This window comes from Nitrincola schmidtii, from assembly GCF_008973715.1.
Taxonomy (GTDB): Bacteria; Pseudomonadota; Gammaproteobacteria; order Pseudomonadales; family Balneatricaceae; genus Nitrincola; species Nitrincola schmidtii.
Genome location: NZ_WBOL01000007.1, coordinates 24,293 through 41,027 on the forward strand (window position 1 = coordinate 24,293; position 16,735 = coordinate 41,027).

At 44.8% G+C, this 16,735-nt stretch carries 10 protein-coding genes; 6 read left to right on the forward strand and 4 right to left on the reverse strand.

The annotated features are described in order from the left end of the window. Positions 1–150: 150 nt before the first annotated feature. Positions 151–2,046, reverse strand: a complete 1,896-nt coding sequence (locus tag F7R24_RS07680; protein WP_151670673.1) for a propionyl-CoA synthetase — start codon at positions 2,044–2,046, stop codon at positions 151–153. A 373-nt stretch (positions 2,047–2,419) separates the two neighbouring features. On the opposite strand from F7R24_RS07680, the gene metH reads away from it, so the two are divergent. Then, positions 2,420–6,130 carry a methionine synthase gene (gene metH / locus F7R24_RS07685; protein WP_151670674.1) on the forward strand — a complete coding sequence of 1,237 codons (3,711 nt, stop codon included), beginning with the start codon at positions 2,420–2,422 and terminating at the stop codon, positions 6,128–6,130. Between the two features lie 28 nt (positions 6,131–6,158). Then, positions 6,159–6,806, forward strand: a complete 648-nt coding sequence (locus F7R24_RS07690; protein ID WP_151670675.1) for a thiopurine S-methyltransferase — start codon at positions 6,159–6,161, stop codon at positions 6,804–6,806. Between the two features lie 65 nt (positions 6,807–6,871). Here the strand turns inward: F7R24_RS07690 and F7R24_RS07695 are convergent, their stop codons facing one another. From F7R24_RS07695 to F7R24_RS07705, 3 genes are all read right to left on the reverse strand, one after another. Next, positions 6,872–9,145: a hypothetical protein gene (locus tag F7R24_RS07695; protein WP_206057498.1), complete on the reverse strand. Its 2,274-nt coding sequence runs from the start codon at positions 9,143–9,145 to the stop codon at positions 6,872–6,874. A 97-nt stretch (positions 9,146–9,242) separates the two neighbouring features. After that, the gene (locus tag F7R24_RS07700; RefSeq protein WP_240776033.1) at positions 9,243–10,091 is read right to left on the reverse strand and encodes a DMT family transporter; all 849 of its coding nucleotides are present in this window, start codon (positions 10,089–10,091) and stop codon (positions 9,243–9,245) included. A gap of 23 nt (positions 10,092–10,114) precedes the next feature. After that, positions 10,115–13,069: an insulinase family protein gene (locus F7R24_RS07705; protein ID WP_151670676.1), complete on the reverse strand. Its 2,955-nt coding sequence runs from the start codon at positions 13,067–13,069 to the stop codon at positions 10,115–10,117. A 253-nt stretch (positions 13,070–13,322) separates the two neighbouring features. On the opposite strand from F7R24_RS07705, the gene F7R24_RS07710 reads away from it, so the two are divergent. From F7R24_RS07710 to F7R24_RS07725, 4 genes are all read left to right on the forward strand, one after another. Beyond that, positions 13,323–13,685, forward strand: coding sequence for a phasin family protein (locus F7R24_RS07710; RefSeq protein ID WP_168926796.1), 363 nt, complete (start codon positions 13,323–13,325; stop codon positions 13,683–13,685). 125 nt (positions 13,686–13,810) lie between these two features. Continuing rightward, entirely contained in the window at positions 13,811–14,509 is a 699-nt protein-coding gene (locus tag F7R24_RS07715) for a phasin family protein (protein WP_151670678.1), read from the forward strand. Positions 14,510–14,588: 79 nt separating this feature from the next. Next, positions 14,589–15,905: an MATE family efflux transporter gene (locus tag F7R24_RS07720; protein WP_151670679.1), complete on the forward strand. Its 1,317-nt coding sequence runs from the start codon at positions 14,589–14,591 to the stop codon at positions 15,903–15,905. A gap of 98 nt (positions 15,906–16,003) precedes the next feature. Continuing rightward, positions 16,004–16,723 carry a glycerophosphodiester phosphodiesterase family protein gene (locus tag F7R24_RS07725; RefSeq protein ID WP_151670680.1) on the forward strand — a complete coding sequence of 240 codons (720 nt, stop codon included), beginning with the start codon at positions 16,004–16,006 and terminating at the stop codon, positions 16,721–16,723. Positions 16,724–16,735: the final 12 nt, after the last annotated feature.

Genomic DNA, 16,735 nt, shown 5'->3' on the forward strand with positions numbered 1-16,735 from the left:
CTACAAAGCTAATACTTTATTCATCCATTATAAGCATGTCACAAAACAGGTATCTGGATCTAGATCTGAGGGGTAAGTATTTCCATCTTTCTAAAAGAACAAGGCAGCCGAAGCTGCCCTGTTAGATCCAAAAAGTAATGAATTTACGGGTTAAGACTTAGTCACCAAACCTTGCTCGTTCATAATACCTTCAATTTCCGCAAGACTCGCTGGATCATCAATTGTAGAAGGAATAGTGTACTCCTTACCATCAGCGATCTGGCGCAGCAGTTTGCGGAGGATCTTTCCGGAGCGGGTCTTTGGCAAGCGCTGAACGACAATCGCACGGTTAAAGCAAGCGATAGGACCTATCTCTTTACGTACCATGGCAATCAGTTCTTTTTCCAGTACCTCTTCTTCCGTTTCCACCCCATCTTTCAACAAAACAAGACCTATTGGTGCTTGTCCCTTGAGCGGATCGTTGACGCCGATCACGGCGCACTCTGCTACAGCGGGATGCGCTGCGACAATTTCTTCCATTTCACCTGTGGACAGTCGGTGACCTGCCACATTGATGACATCATCGGTACGACCCATAATAAAGACGTAACCTTCTTCATCCATGTAACCACCATCACCGGTGGTGTAGTATCCGGGTGCTTCGGTTAAGTAACCGGTACGGAAACGTTCAAAATCACCCCAAACGGTTGCTAAACAGCTAGGTGGAAGCGGTAATTTTATCGCGATTGAACCCTGTTCGCCGCGTGGTAATGGATTACCTTCTGCATCAAGAATTTCAATGTTGTAACCTGGAATCGGTAGTGTTGAAGAGCCAGGCTTAGTTGGCTTTAATTCAATTCCAGTCAAGTTACCGCAAATAGCCCAACCGGTTTCCGTTTGCCACCAGTGATCAACAACCGGCTTACCGGTTTTCTCGACAGTCCAGTCATAGGTTGGTGGATCTAAACGCTCACCTGCCATGAAGATAGTTTTCAATGCAGAGGTATCGTATTTTTTGAACTCTAGTGCTTCAGGATCTTCTTTCTTGATAGCACGGAAAGCAGTCGGTGCAGCAAACAGGGCTTTAACCTTGTAATCGGCACATACACGCCAGAAAGCACCGGCATCCGGAGTACGAACAGGCTTGCCTTCATACACAACGGTGGTGCAGCCAGCTAATAGCGGTGCATAAACAATATAGGAGTGACCTACCACCCAGCCAACATCGGATGCTGCCCAGAAGACATCGCCTGGCTCCATGTCGTAGATGGCTTTCATGGAATATTTAAGCGCAACGGCATGACCACCATTATCACGCTGAACACCTTTCGGCTTACCGGTAGTGCCCGAAGTGTAAAGCACATATAAAGGATCGGTACCCTTAACAGGAACACAATCAGCAGGTTCTGCTTTAGCCATGGCTTCGTGCCAATCGATATCTTGACCATCGATTAATTCAGCTTTCGCTTGTGGACGCTGAATAACAATACAAGAGTCAGGCTTATGCGCTGATAGTTGAATTGCCTCATCCAACATAGGCTTGTATTCGATAATCTTTTTAACTTCGACGCCACAGGACGCTGACACAACCACTTTGGGCTCAGCATCTTCAATACGTACAGCCAATTCGTGTGGAGCAAAGCCGCCAAATACAACAGAATGGATGGCACCGAGGCGTGCAACTGCAAACATCGCAATTAAGGCTTCAGGGATCATCGGCATATAAAGAACAACACGATCGCCCTTTCCTACGCCTTGGTTTTTCAATACCCCTGCAAATAATGCAACTTGATCACGCATCTCTTTGTAGGTCAGAGTGCTGCGAGTATCCGTTACAGGCGAATCAAAAATAATCGCAAGTTGGTCACCACGACCTTGCTCAACATGGTAATCAAGCGCCATGTAAGCGGTATTCATTTCACCATCGGCAAACCAACGGTAGATTCCATTTTCATCTTTTGACAGGATCTGTTCCGGCTTTTTGTACCAGGGCACATCGGCTGCTTTTTCTGCCCAAAAGGCTTCAGGATTTTCGACAGACTTAGTGTATTCAGCATGATAGGACATAGAGCGGGCCCTTTTGATTAGTTTTAGAACACGAATTGAGGGGCTGGTCTTATTATTGTTGACACTTGACCCTTTCATAGGCTGACACTTTAACCAAACTAGCCCACAATTTAACTAAGACAAAAGGATGATTTTTGACTATATACCTCCGCAGCCCCCTTGATATGGGCTTGTGCAAAAATAAAATATTTTTAGCTCAACTCATCAATGTGTCGACAATCTAAGCCAAGCTGATGTTGATAATCAAGTTTTTCAATTTTCACTATTAGAAAGTTTTTCATCCCATCATGAATAGGGTTCAGACAACGCAGTGATTTTTTCAGGTACAATTCACGATTATTTTTGTGTCAGTTATTTATAAAGGCCAAGCTTCGTGAGCAGATCCAGCACTTTTGTCTCTTTAGAAAAAACGTTGAACCAGCGCATTATGATTTTGGATGGTGGTATGGGTACCATGATTCAAAATCGTAAACTTGAAGAAGTAGACTATCGCGGTAGTCGTTTCGCGGACTGGCACACCGATGTCAAAGGCAATAATGACCTGTTAGTGCTAACACAGCCTGATCTGATACGTGATATCCACTTAGAATATTTACGTGCTGGCGCCGATATTATTGAAACCAACACGTTCAATGCGACCGTGATTGCCATGGCTGACTACGAGATGGAAAGTCTCAGCCGAGAAATCAATGTGGCGGCTGCGCGCTTAGCAAAAGAAGCCGGTGATTTGGTGAGTGCTGAGACACCGGATCGCCCTCGTTATGTGGCTGGTGTATTAGGCCCGACCAACCGAACTGCTTCTATTTCTCCTGACGTTAATGACCCCGGTTATCGAAATGTATCATTTGACGAGTTGGTGGAAGCCTATACCGAGTCCATTGATGGATTATTAGAAGGTGGTTCGGATCTGATTTTGATCGAAACCATCTTTGATACTCTAAATGCTAAAGCAGCTATCTATGCTGTTGAGCAGTATTTTGATGATCACCATATCCGTATTCCTGTGATGATCTCTGGCACCATTACTGATGCCTCTGGCCGCACCCTGTCTGGACAAACAACAGAAGCCTTCTGGAACTCCGTCAATCACGCTCGCCCTATCAGTATCGGCTTGAACTGTGCTTTGGGTCCCAAGGAACTGCGTCAATATGTAGAAGAGCTGTCACGTATTGCCAATACCTATGTGTCGGTTCACCCCAATGCGGGCTTGCCGAATGCCTTTGGCGAGTACGATGAAACGCCAGAGCAGATGGCGGTGGAAATTCGTGAATGGGCTGAGTCAGGTTTTGTCAATATTGTTGGTGGTTGCTGTGGTACCACGCCCGATCATATTCGCGTCATTCGCGAAGCGATTGAGTCTTGCCCTCCCCGCCAAATCCCTGATATTGCCGTTGAATGCCGACTAGCAGGTCTTGAGCCGTTAAATATCGGTGCCGATACCCTGTTTGTTAACGTCGGTGAGCGAACTAACGTTACCGGCTCAGCCCGCTTTCGTCGACTCATCAAAGAAGGTGACTATGAAACAGCACTCGATGTAGCCCGTCAGCAAGTTGAATCCGGCGCGCAGATTATCGATATCAATATGGACGAAGGGATGCTCGATGCTGAAGCAGCCATGATTCGCTTCTTGAATCTGATCGCTTCTGAACCCGATATCTCTCGCGTACCGATCATGCTCGACTCTTCCAAGTGGGAGATTCTAGAGCAAGGCTTAAAACGGATTCAGGGTAAAGGGATTGTTAACTCCATCAGCTTAAAGGAAGGCGAAGAAAACTTCATCGAGCAGGCGCGTAAAATTCGTCGCTATGGTGCGGCGGTTGTCGTCATGGCATTTGATGAAACCGGACAAGCCGACACCTATCAGCGCAAGACCGAAATTTGCGAACGTTCTTATAAAGTATTGACTGAAAAAGTTGGCTTTCCACCCGAAGACATTATTTTCGATCCAAATATCTTTGCGATCGCCACCGGTATTGAAGAACACGACAACTATGCGGTGGATTTTATCCAAGCGACTCATTGGATTAAAAAGCATCTACCCCATGCAATGATTTCAGGCGGTGTGTCCAACGTATCCTTCTCTTTCCGTGGTAACGATAAAGTCCGTGAAGCGATTCACTGTGTTTTCCTGTATCACGCCATTCGTAACGGCATGGATATGGGTATCGTTAACGCAGGACAGTTAGCGATCTATGATGACTTACCCGCTGATTTAAAAGAACACGTTGAAGATATCGTCTTGAATCGTCGCAGTGATGCCACCGAGAGAATGCTGGAATTGGCAGAAAAATATCGTGGTGGTGCCAGTGAATCCTCTTCAACTCAAGATTTATCATGGCGCGAACAGGGTGTCGAAAAGCGCCTTGAGCATGCATTGGTTAAAGGCATTACGGATTACATCGACGAAGATGTCGAGGAGTGTCGTCAAAAGTTCGAACGCCCTATTCAGGTGATTGAAGGCCCTTTAATGGATGGTATGGGTGTGGTCGGTGATCTGTTTGGTGCCGGTAAAATGTTCTTACCACAGGTGGTTAAATCGGCACGCGTGATGAAAAAAGCGGTCGCTTATTTAATGCCCTATATCGAAGCTGCTAAAGCCGATAATGCCAGCAGCTCCGCTGGTAAGGTGATCATGGCAACCGTAAAGGGTGACGTGCATGATATTGGTAAAAACATTGTCGGTGTAGTGTTGCAATGTAACAACTTTGAAGTGATCGATTTGGGCGTCATGGTGTCTAGCGAAACCATCCTAAAAACCGCTCGTGAACACAATGCCGATATCATCGGGCTGTCCGGTTTGATCACGCCATCACTGGATGAAATGGTGCATGTTGCCAAAGAGATGCAACGCCAAGGTTTCCATATTCCTTTAATGATCGGTGGTGCGACTACCTCTAAAGCCCATACCGCTGTAAAGATCGAACCTCACTATAAGAACAACCAAGTGGTGCACGTGACTAATGCATCCCGCTCTGTTGGCGTTGCTTCTTCTTTACTTTCTAAGGAAAAGAAAGATAAATTTATCAAAGAGATAAAAGATGAATATCAAGCAGTGCGCGAACGCCATGCAGAACGCCAACAGGACTCAAGACGCATCACCTTAGAAGCAGCCAGAGCCAATCATTACCCCATTGATTGGGATGCTTACACACCACCTAAGCCGCTCAAACCCGGCATTCACGTATTCAAGGACTACGATTTACATCTGCTTAAAGATTACATTGACTGGACGCCTTTCTTCCAAGCCTGGGAGCTTGCGGGTCGATATCCACGCATTTTGACGGATGAAGTGGTCGGTGAAGAAGCCACCAAACTCTTTGCTGATGCTCAAGTGATGTTGGATGATCTGATTAACAACAAACGGCTTCAGGCTAATGCGGTGATCGGGCTTTTCCCTGCTAACCAAGTGGGACATGACGATGTTGAGCTGTATACCAGTGACGATCGCGACCAAACGTTGATGAAAACTCACCACCTTCGCCAGCAAATGTTTAAGGTAGAAGGCAAACCTAACCTTTGCTTAGCGGATTTTGTTGCACCGAAAAGCAGTGGTAAAGATGATTGGATTGGCGGCTTTGCCGTTAGCACCGGTTTTGGCGTAGATGAATTGGTCGCAGAGTATGAATCTCGCCAAGACATTTATAACAGCATCATGGTAAAAGCCTTAGCCGATCGTTTAGCAGAAGCCTTCGCAGAGCATATGCACAGTCGCATTCGTAAAGAGTTCTGGGGTTATGCAGCTGATGAAAAGCTGGATAATGATGCGTTGATTAAAGAACAGTATCAAGGTATCCGCCCTGCTCCTGGCTATCCAGCTTGTCCAGAGCATTCCGAGAAAGGACTGTTATGGCAACTCCTGAATGTCGAAGAAAATACAGGAATTACACTGACGGATAGCTTTGCCATGTTACCGACTGCTGCCGTGAGTGGCTGGTACTTTAGCCATCCAGATTCGCAGTATTTTGGTGTCGCTAAACTGAGTGAAGATCAAGTTGAAAACTATGCACATCGCAAAGGTTGGACCATGGATGAAGCCGAGCGCTGGTTATCACCCAACCTAGGTTATGAGCCTGAACAAAAGTAATTTTCATCTCATCTGGAGACAGTTCTAAGTGGAACATCAATTCTGGCAAGATCGTTGGGAGCTGAATCAAATCGGTTTCCATCAAGAAGAGATCAATGAGTATTTGAGCAGCCATTGGCAAGCATTAGGTATCCGTGATGGTGCTCCTGTGTTTGTTCCTTTATGTGGTAAAAGCTTGGATATGCTCTGGCTTCGCGAACAAGGTCATGCAGTGTTGGGTATAGAACTGAGTGATAAGGCGCTAGAGCAGTTTTTTACGGAAAACCAACTTCCCTATACGCGTGAACAGCAAGGTCACTTTACTCGCTTCAACAGTGATCAAATGACTTTATTGGCCGGTGATTTTTTTAACCTAACCGCAGAAGATATCGCTCCCATTGAAGCGGTGTATGATCGCGCCTCCTTAATCGCTCTTCCTCCGAATATGCGTCCTGACTATGCCCAACATATGGCCAAACTGCTTCCTGAAGGCGCTCATATCTTATTAATCTCGTTAGAATACGATGATGGCATGCTTAAAGGTCCGCCTTTCTGTGTTCGAGAAGATGAAGTAGAACAACTCTTCTCAGAAGCCTTTGATATTGTTCGACAGGGTCGTTTTGACGGGGTTTGGGCTAAGAAAAAGCCTGCAACGGAAGTGGTTTATACGCTAACACGTCGAGCTAAGGCCAAATAGTAACATCCCATCATCTGAACCCAGATGATGGGACTCATTACCCACGACAAGATTTAGGAAGAGTGTTACTCGGTCGTCGCGTCATCTTCCGATACTGGAGTGGCTTCTGACTCTACCACCGTTACATTGACTGTTGTGTTGCCAGAAACTGTTTCTTTTTCTATCAGAGTCGTTGTTTCCAGAGTCGCCTCATCCTGAGGATTCAAGTAACGATCAAACCATCCAAAAGAATAACCAACACCGCCAATGACGCTAAACAACACAATCCAAAACAAGACTTTAGGCCATGGAGATTTTTTATCCGCAAACGGATCTTGAAAAGTACGCTTTGACCCTTTAGGTAAGCTGGCAACGCCAGTCAACGCCCCTCCAAAAGGAATATTGATTCTAGCGCGTGTATTAACTGCCCAACCATTCGCATCCAGAAGTGGTCCTAGGTTACGCTGACGTAACTTTAACGATGCCAGTAACATCGAAGGACCAGATATCAACAGCATAATAATGATAAACACTAAGGGTATCTGCCAAATTGGCAATTGCACGATGGAAGACACAATTGCGGCTAAAGCGGTGCCTAACGCACCAAAAGCCAAACCAACAGCGGCAAAAATACCAGCGAATTTAGCAATATCGAACGCTTGAGCAGCGTTTGGTACTTTGGCATCGGCAACATTTGCAGCTGATTTTTCTTCAACCGCTTTATCTTTAGCCGCTGCAAATTTTTGAATTTGCTCACTGATCATGCGTGCAATACGCTTGTAGGGAGACCAAAAGGCTTGTCTAACACTGATAGGATTTTCAATGACCTTCACGACGGATGCATGCCAGTCATTGCCTTCGCGATCATAAAATATCCCGTTACGACCAACCACCATCATGTCATCCACATCGCCGCCAGTCATGGCAGCCACAATTGTCATCGGGGCTTCACCTAATCGAGTGCACAAGCAGTAAACCAGATAAGCACCACTTAGGCTGGCTTGTTGTGAGTGCTGATTAAGGTCTGCAACACGCAAGCAAAGCTCGCAACTGCGCTGATCTAAATAGAGAGTTCCCGCTTGGAAAATTGCTTTATGTTCTGCACCATAAAAATCTGCCAAATTAACGTAGTTTCTCAGTAGCGTGACTAAGTCCCTGTTATAACGAACTAAGCGCTCAATACTATCCACTAATTCAGCGGCTGTATCTGCATGTAGATCTTGCTGAATCAAGTTGGTTAATGACTCTTGAGTGTGATCAGTTAACAGGGGTTTTAGTTCGCTAATATCCAACGAGGCGATCGGTGAAGCGGGTTTATCTAGCATCCATTGTCGATAAGCTTTAAAGCGGGATGATAGGTCTGTCCAAGCTTCTAGACTCAACTCTTCACAGGTACCTAAAATAGGTTCTACTACCGCTAGGTTGAATTGCTGAATAAGTGTAGACCACGCAGGATTAATGCCCGACACTAACGGTAGGCCTTTTCCTGCTTCAACAATCGCAATAGGCAGTGCCGCAATCCCCTCCGTTTTACTATCTAACGCTAACACAGAGAGTGACTGATACAGCTCATCTGCAGGGTTTAATGAGACTGCTGCCTTTTCATCGAATGTAGCAAGCTGACAGCGTGTAAAGTAGTCATCCACTTTCGCTTGAATCTGTTCAAAAAGGTCAGCAGCTGATGCGGTTTTATCACCTAGCGGGAGAACTTCATCAGCGGATGTTTCAGCTTTATCAAACCACTCAACCAGCGCCTGAGCATCTACAAAAAATTGATCAACTTTTTCTTGATTGACACCGGGCTCACCACTGCGATCCTTCTCTTCACCATAACAGTTAATGATATGCGTGATAATTTGAATCAGTTTTTCATCGGAAGTCAGTTGGACAGGAATAATACCATCGCCATTAAAGTGCTCTGGTGTAAACAGTTGAGTGGTATCGGAAATATCGTCAATGCTTATTTCTTCTGAGTCGTTTTTACCAAGGTACTGCAATATCTGTTTAGCGGTTGCCAGTAGCCTTGCTCCTTCGGAATCTTCATGATTTATTGCAGCAAGAGGTAAGGTGTTTTTTTTCTCGAAAAGTATCTCCGGGGTTTTTAGCACTTTACAAACCCATTGAACCGCTCGAATAATTTCAGGTGCTCGAATACGACCATCACCATCGTGATCTAAAAGCGCTAAGGTGCGTCGATCGAATTCTAACCCAACCGTAGGGCAGGCTAATACGGACCATAACTTTTGATCTAATGTTGCTAAATGCTTTAAGTCTTCGGCTGAATTGATCTGTACTTGATCAAAGCCACCCGAGCGAAAAAAACGCCACGAGTAGGAACGGGTTTGATTTGATGAGTCCATCGTTTAATCCTTAGGTATACGACCAAGAAGTTATGTCTAAGCGATTTTATTCGGTTGTGTTGAGTTAAATAGCTTATAGTACTGTTGGCTCTCGCATTCAAGCAGTAGATTTGCCTCGAAGCATGATCACCGCAGCTAAGCAAACCACTGCAATACCGATAAAGGTCAACAGATTGACCGCTTCCTGCCAAAGCAACCAACCCATTAAGGTTGCAAATATCACCGATGCGTAGGTAAAAGGACCCAGTTGTCCTGCTGGCGCTAAGCCATAAGCTCGGGTTAATAAAAGCTGCGCTAGCGTTGATGTAGCCGCTAATCCAAACAGCCAAATGAATTGTTCAAGATTCGGCATTACCCAATTCATTGAGGCTGGAATCGCCGCCAGTAACGAACCAAAGAAAGCAAAATAAAAGACAATCTTATTTGCCGATTCACTCCCCCGCATAGAACGAATGGTCACTTTTGCCAAAGCGCCTAGCATGGCACCCGCTAAACCCACAAACACGGCAAGATGTATCACCCCTTCTTCTGGCTGTAGAATAAAAGCAACCCCTGTAAATCCAACCAAAATGGCAACTTTTACCCGTGTCGAAATGGATTCTTTCAACCACCATAGGGCAATAATAGGTAGAAAAAATGGTGCGGTTTGTTTGATCATTGCCGCCTGCCCTAAAGGCAAATGAGCCCAAGAGTAAAACAGACAGCTCATGGCGGTTACACCGATCAGTGCTCGAGTAAAATGCAAGTGAATACGTGCGGTGGGAAGTTCTTTTCTACCATATTTTAGAATCCAAGGAAGCAGCCAGACTAAACTGAGTAAATTGCGCATTAACACAATGACCTCAGTCGGCAGGTCTGCGCTGACCTGCCGGATAATCATGCCACTGCATACCAGAAAAATTTCTGATAAAACAATGAGCAGCGCTCCTTGCGTCAGTGGAGTCAAAGTCTGACCTTATCCTTGATAAGCTAGATTTCTATACGCTCATAACTCTCTGGTAAATCAGATGACAGTTTTGTGTTGGATAAAATCGCAACACTTTGCTTTTCAGGTATTAACCAAGTTTTAGCAACACGCTGAAGATCTTCACCTGTCACACTGAGGATGCGAGCACGAAAGGCTTTGCGCATCTCTTGAGTTCGACCAAAGAGTTCCGCATGGAAATCTTTCTTAGCTTCACCCGCTGGAGATCCCGGTTTGTCGATTGAACTGACTACACCCAAGATCGCCTCTTCCACTTTTTTCGGATCAGGAAGTTCAGACAATAACCATTCTTTAGCAGCTAAAAAGTCCGCCAATGTGCCTTCTATTCGTGGATCTCGGTAAGAATAAAAGCGGAACACAGCATCGCTATTATCCTGAGCAGCACCACCCCCATAAGCGCCACCTTTTTCACGTATCGAACGATGCAGATAACCGTTGCGTAAATAATCACCGAGTACAGTTAACGCAGCTGCATCGGGATGAGACGATGTGACGGTTGGAAAAGCCATGGCACAGAAGTTCACCTGAGTATCGGTAATCCATATTTGCTGAACGGCAGATCGAGTTTCCGGTAACGATATGGCTACAAAGTCACTGTGCACGTCAGGTAATGCTTGATTAACCTGCTGATAGGCTGTGTCCATTGCCTGTTGATGCTCAGCCTCACCCACCATCAGATAGCGTCTAGGTGCTGATTTAATACGTTGATGAAGCGCAGCCATCGACTCGGCTAGTGTGTTCAATTCACTGTTATCTGCTAGTGAATTATCCAATGCTTTTAAGCGACGGATGCCTTCAAGCCCTGATGTTATGTGTGAAAGCTTGGCTGCCGGACTAAAGTTTGCAGAAGCCGCCTGCATCGCAAGGGCATGACCTCTTCCGGTGATGCTATTCACTCGACGAGAGCGCATCTGCGAGACAATTTCTTTAATCCGCTTGTGTTCATCAAAGCGAGCTGCATTCAGGGTTTCTGCCATCAAATCCGCTAAACGATGTTGATTAACCGCTAAGGCTTTACCCGACAAGACTAAAAAGCCAGACACTTTTTGAGCGTCTTCCGGTTCGCCTCTGACTGAACAGCTGGCACTAAAGCTTCCTGAAATTTCACTTTGATAAGCTTGGTTTTCACGATAGTTGCGATCGCCGCAGCCTAGCTCAGTTAAGCAATGACTATAAAGCGGCAGCAATTGCAGTTCAGCTTCAGATAGATCCGGTAGTTCAACAATCACTTGCTGATAGGATAAACCATTCGTTCCCGCTGCATACCAGCAAGAGCCTTTTGATAAATTGGGCAGTCCTACCTGGGTTGGGAAGTTTAATTCCACCGGAACATCTTCTAGGGTAACACAGGGTAAAACGCTATCATCGTCAATTTGAAGTTGACGTGCCTCAAGCGCTTTAGCGCGCTCTACAATGGCTTGAGCTTGCTCTGTACTTAACTCAGCCTTGATCGCACTTAATCGAGCCTTTTCTGCCTCTTCGCGACGCACACTTAACTCTGCATCGGGTCTTAAGGTAACACGGACGCGATGAGGATTGTCCAGTAACCAACGCTTGATCAGTGACGGGATAAAATCAGGTGACTTCACTTTTTCACGCAAAGATTCCAACGCCGGATCGATATTCAGTGCTTTTAGCGGATCACCTCGGTGAATACCTGCAGAAAGTCCTGCCAAAATTAGTTGCAAACCAAATGGCATTCCATCCCCAGTAATTTCTCGTTGCGACAACTCTAATTGATGCAACTGCGCTTCAACCATGGATTGATCAACACCGTCTTCAACAATCTGTTGAAGGGTTTCTAATACCAGTGTTTCGAATGCATCGGCATGTTCTGGTTCACTTCCTTCGATACCACACAGAAAACTCATTTCACGATTAGAGTCTTCCAAACCACACATAGGCGATGGAGAAGAGCCTAGCTCGGAAGACTCTAAAGCTGCTCTTAAGGGAGAACTGGAGTTATCGAGTAACACTTGTGACAATAGATGTGCTTCCATCAACGCTTCAGTGTCAATCGAGCGAGGTAACAACCAACCCATGACATGATGCGTTTGTTTTTCCATACTTGGCTGATCGCAAGCGTATCCCTCTTCTACACGAACCGGAGAGAAATAACGTTTTTCATCTTCCACTTGAAGCATCAATTCACTGCGCTGGAAACGCGATAAAGCTAAGGTATCAATTCGTTCTTGAATTTCACTGACCGGTAAGTTACCAAACGTCATAATGACGGCATTGCTAGGGTGATAATGACTGCGATAGAAATGTAGCAAATCATCATAGGTTAAATCGGGAATGCATGACGGCTCACCACCGCTGTTATGATGATAAGTCGTTTGTGGAAATAAATAGCGGGTTATGGTTTGCCAAAGGGTTGAAACAGGCGAACTCATCGCTCCTTTCATCTCGTTAAAAACGACACCTTTGTAAACCAGTGGCGATTCTGGATTTTCAGGATCTTCAAATTCAACGCGATGACCTTCTTGAGCAAAGTCTAACGGATCAAGACGCGAGAAAAACACCGCATCTAAATAGACATCTAATAAATTAAAAAAGTCTTTTCGATTTTGGCTGGCAAATGGATAAGCAGTCCAATCGCTACTGGTAAACGCATTCATAAAGGTATTCAACGAGCGTCGTGTCATCATAAAGAAAGGATCACGAACCGGATAGCGTTCACTGCCACACAACACCGTATGCTCTAAAATGTGAGCAACACCAGTAGAGTCCTCAGGCATGGTTCTTACTGCCACAAGGAAAACATTTTCATCATTATCCGCCTGAATATGATAATGCAAAGCCCCAGTTTGACGGTGCTCAAACTCCATCACTTCAATGGCGAGAGATTCTATCCATTGGCTTCGACGGAAATCAAAACTTTGATGAATTTCGGCTTGGCTGTTAGTGGATGCTGATGAAATATTCAAATCTGACATAGATGTTTTTTAGTCCTGTATGTTAACCATGACGCTGATCAATTTTTAATCAACTAATATGTGCTAAACTTTCGGTACGATTGTACCTGTTCATTAGATTAATTGCTCTGATCTTTGGCACAATCCACAGCCAGAATGATGCTGTAATGTCATCACTAAGCCGTCATCATTTAAACATTGACATAGAGGCTAGTCCTGACTACATTAGCATTTTTGCTGCAATGCACAATAACTCAAAATAGAGGTGATGCCGATGTACGATCAGATGAAAAATTCTATGAAGCCTATGATGGACATGGCCGAGATTAACAAAAAAACTGCTGAGAAATTAATCAGTTTGCAGTCTCAATATGTCAGTGACTTCGTAAACTCTAGCCTTGCTCAAATGAAGGCGTTGACTGAAGTTAAAGATCCAAAAACAGCCATCGAAGCCCAAATTCGTTACATGAAAGAGATTGAAGCGAAAGCATCTGATATCGCTCAGCAAGAAATCTCTGCGTTGAGTGAAGCAAAAGCTCAACTAACTATTCTGATGGAAAAAACATTGGAAGAGATGGGTGATAACGATTACCTAGCTGAAGTTCAGAAAGCCATGCAAGGTTTCGCTAAAAAGTGATGATCTTTTGTGCAGCATACTTAAAAATTGTGCAGCGCAATAAAAATTTGACAGCACAATTTTTATACTGTAGAAAGACACTATGCTGCACTGCACAAATTAATGGATAGTTTGAGGATCACACCATGACAGACCCGATGAAAGACCTGAAGAAAAGTTTTGAAGATGCGATGAAGCCAGTTACTGACAGCATCAACGAAGCCATGAAGCCAATGAAAGAGATGTCTGAAAGCTTGATGAAGCAAGCTGAAGAACACTTCGAGCCGGTTAAAGAGAAATTTTCTCCTGCTATCGAAATGGCTGAAATTAATAAATCCACCGCAGAAAAGCTAATGGCGATTCAAGCGGAGTATGTGTCTGACTTTGTTAACTCAAGTCTGGCTCAGTTCAAGTCACTTGTTGATGCTAAAGATCCTAAAGAAGCGATCAAGCTACAAGTTGAGTTCTTGAAAACCCTCGATGCCAAGTTTACAGACGTTGCTGAAAAAGAATTAGCAACCATGAGCGAAGCTAAAGACAAACTGTCTGAAATCGTTGAAAAGAGCCTCTCCGAACTAGGTGATGTTCCTTTCATGAATGAATTCAAAGAGTTTGATCTAAGCAAATTTGATCTCTCTAAGTTGATGCCTAGCACTGCTGAAAAAGCTAAGCCTAAAGCGGCTGCTGCGAAACCAGCTCCTGCTAAAGCTGAAGCTCCAGTTGAAGCTGCGCCTGCCGAAAAGCCTGCTGCTGCCGCTGCTAAACCAGCTGCTAAGCCAGCCACTGCTCGCAAAGCATCTGCTCCAACTCCAGCAGCCGCAAAGCCTGCTGCAGATAAGAGCTAAGCGTTGTAAAGATTTCATTCGCTGATATGATGCAAGGGTCCTTTTTAGGGCCCTTACTTTTGCATAAACATAATCATGAATGAATTTAAATACAGCACCCCTTCATAAAGCCTTTTGGCACTATACCCTTCCCTCCCTTGCCGCACTGTTAGTCAGCGGTACTTATCAAATTATTGATGGCATTTTTGTGGGCCACTATATCGGTGCCGATGGATTAGCGGGGATCAATTTTGCTTGGCCTTTCATTGGTGTCATGCTGGCTGTCGGTATGATGATCGGAATCGGTAGTGGCGCTCAGGCGTCACTTTCATTGGGTGCGGGTGAGACGACAAATGCCCGTCGTTATATCGGTGCGGGAATACTCTTACCACTCATTGCGGGTCTTCCTATAGCGTTCATACTTTTAGCTACCATCGATGGCTTTCTTAACATACAAGGGGCCACTGGAGACGCTGCAGAATTTGCCACTGAATATTTAGTCATGATGAGTTGGGCAGCACCCATTGTTTTAGCGAGTATTGTTTTTCCATTTCTAGTACGAAATCTGGGCTCCCCACGAATGGCGACCGTAGCAATTCTAGTCGGCGCTATCAGCAATATCTTTTTTGATGCTTTATTCATTGCATGGCTGGGCTGGGGTTTAATGGGTGCCGCACTGGCAACCATTCTCGGAGAAAGCTTGTCGATACTGGTATGTGTCTATGCATTGTTAAAAAGGCAGAAGCTCGTCACTTTTTGCCTGCAAGACTTACTGCCTAATCTTACCCTTATTCATCGAATCACGACCACTGGCTTCTCTAGCATGATCATGTATTTATACATTAGCTTTTCAGTGGTGTTGCATAATTTACTGTTGATGAAATACGGCAGCAGTCTTGAAGTGGCAGCCTACAGCATTACAGGTTACTTGATGGCATTTTATTATCTCGCTGCTGAGGGCGTTGCGGGCGGTATGCAACCACTTGTAAGTTATTATTATGGTGCAAAACAGATTGAAAAAGTGAAGCAAACCTTTACCTTGGCGCTCAAAGTTGGTGTTGGTAGCGGCATCGTATTTACCTTCGCTTTACTAATCTTCCCTACCTTCTTTGCAACTGTTTTTAATCGTCATGATTCAGAATTACTGGATATCACCACTTGGGCGATCCGATTACAGCTCTTCGCACTCTTTTTAGATGGATTTTTAGTGATTGCCGCTTGTTGGTTCCAAGCCCTTGGTAAAGGGCGTCCTGCTATTTTTGTAAGCATGGGAAACATCATTATTCAGCTTCCCTTCCTGGGTATTTTACCTGCTCTAATAGGTCAATCTGGAGTATGGTTAGCGATGCCTGTTTCAAATATCTGCTTATCGGCTGTGGTTATTTACTTACTGATAAGACAGATTAAGTCGTTGTAAGTAAATTAATTGCAACAGCCTATGAACTGAAACGACGCCACGAAGTCAATCAAAAATTGAAATTGGAACTCAATAATCCTCAATAGGAAGCACAATGAATGATCGCTAGTCGTTTGATTGCCCATCGTGGTTGCGCCAAACTTGCACCAGAAAACACCTTAGCAGCTATGAATCTTACCCAAAAGCTAGGTGTCGATTGGGTAGAGATAGATGCAAACCTCATGGCAGATGGGTCTGTTGTTATTTTTCATGATGACACACTTGATCGTTTAACCGATCACTCGGGTGAGTTGAAGAGCTTAAGCTACAGCGATGTTGCTGATGTCGATATCGGCAGTCATTTCTCTGCGGTTTTTAAAGATGAACGGATCTTAACCCTAGAGGCGATGCTGGATGTTCTTGCTAAGCAAGAAATGGGGCTTAATTTAGAGATCAAACGTTATGAACATTTTGCTCCAACGGACATTGTTAACCCAACGATTACGGCAATAGAGCAGTGCTGGAAAGATTTTGATCGCTTGATTATCTCAAGCTTTGATCACGAGATATTGAAACTGATTTATCAGGCAAAACCCGATTGGCAACTCGGTCAGTTATGGGAAGCACTGCCTGATGATTGGCAGAAAAGGGTCGACGCGATACAAGCGGTGAGTGTTCATTTAGACCATACCCTGCTAACACCGCCTCAAGCTAGGGCTATAAAAGATGCTGGGCTGGATCTGTATGTTTATACCGTAAACGATGTTAACGAAGCCACTCGTCTATTTGATATGGGCGTTGATGGTATCTTTACAGATGATCCAACAATATTTAGGTAGATTGTTGGGTTA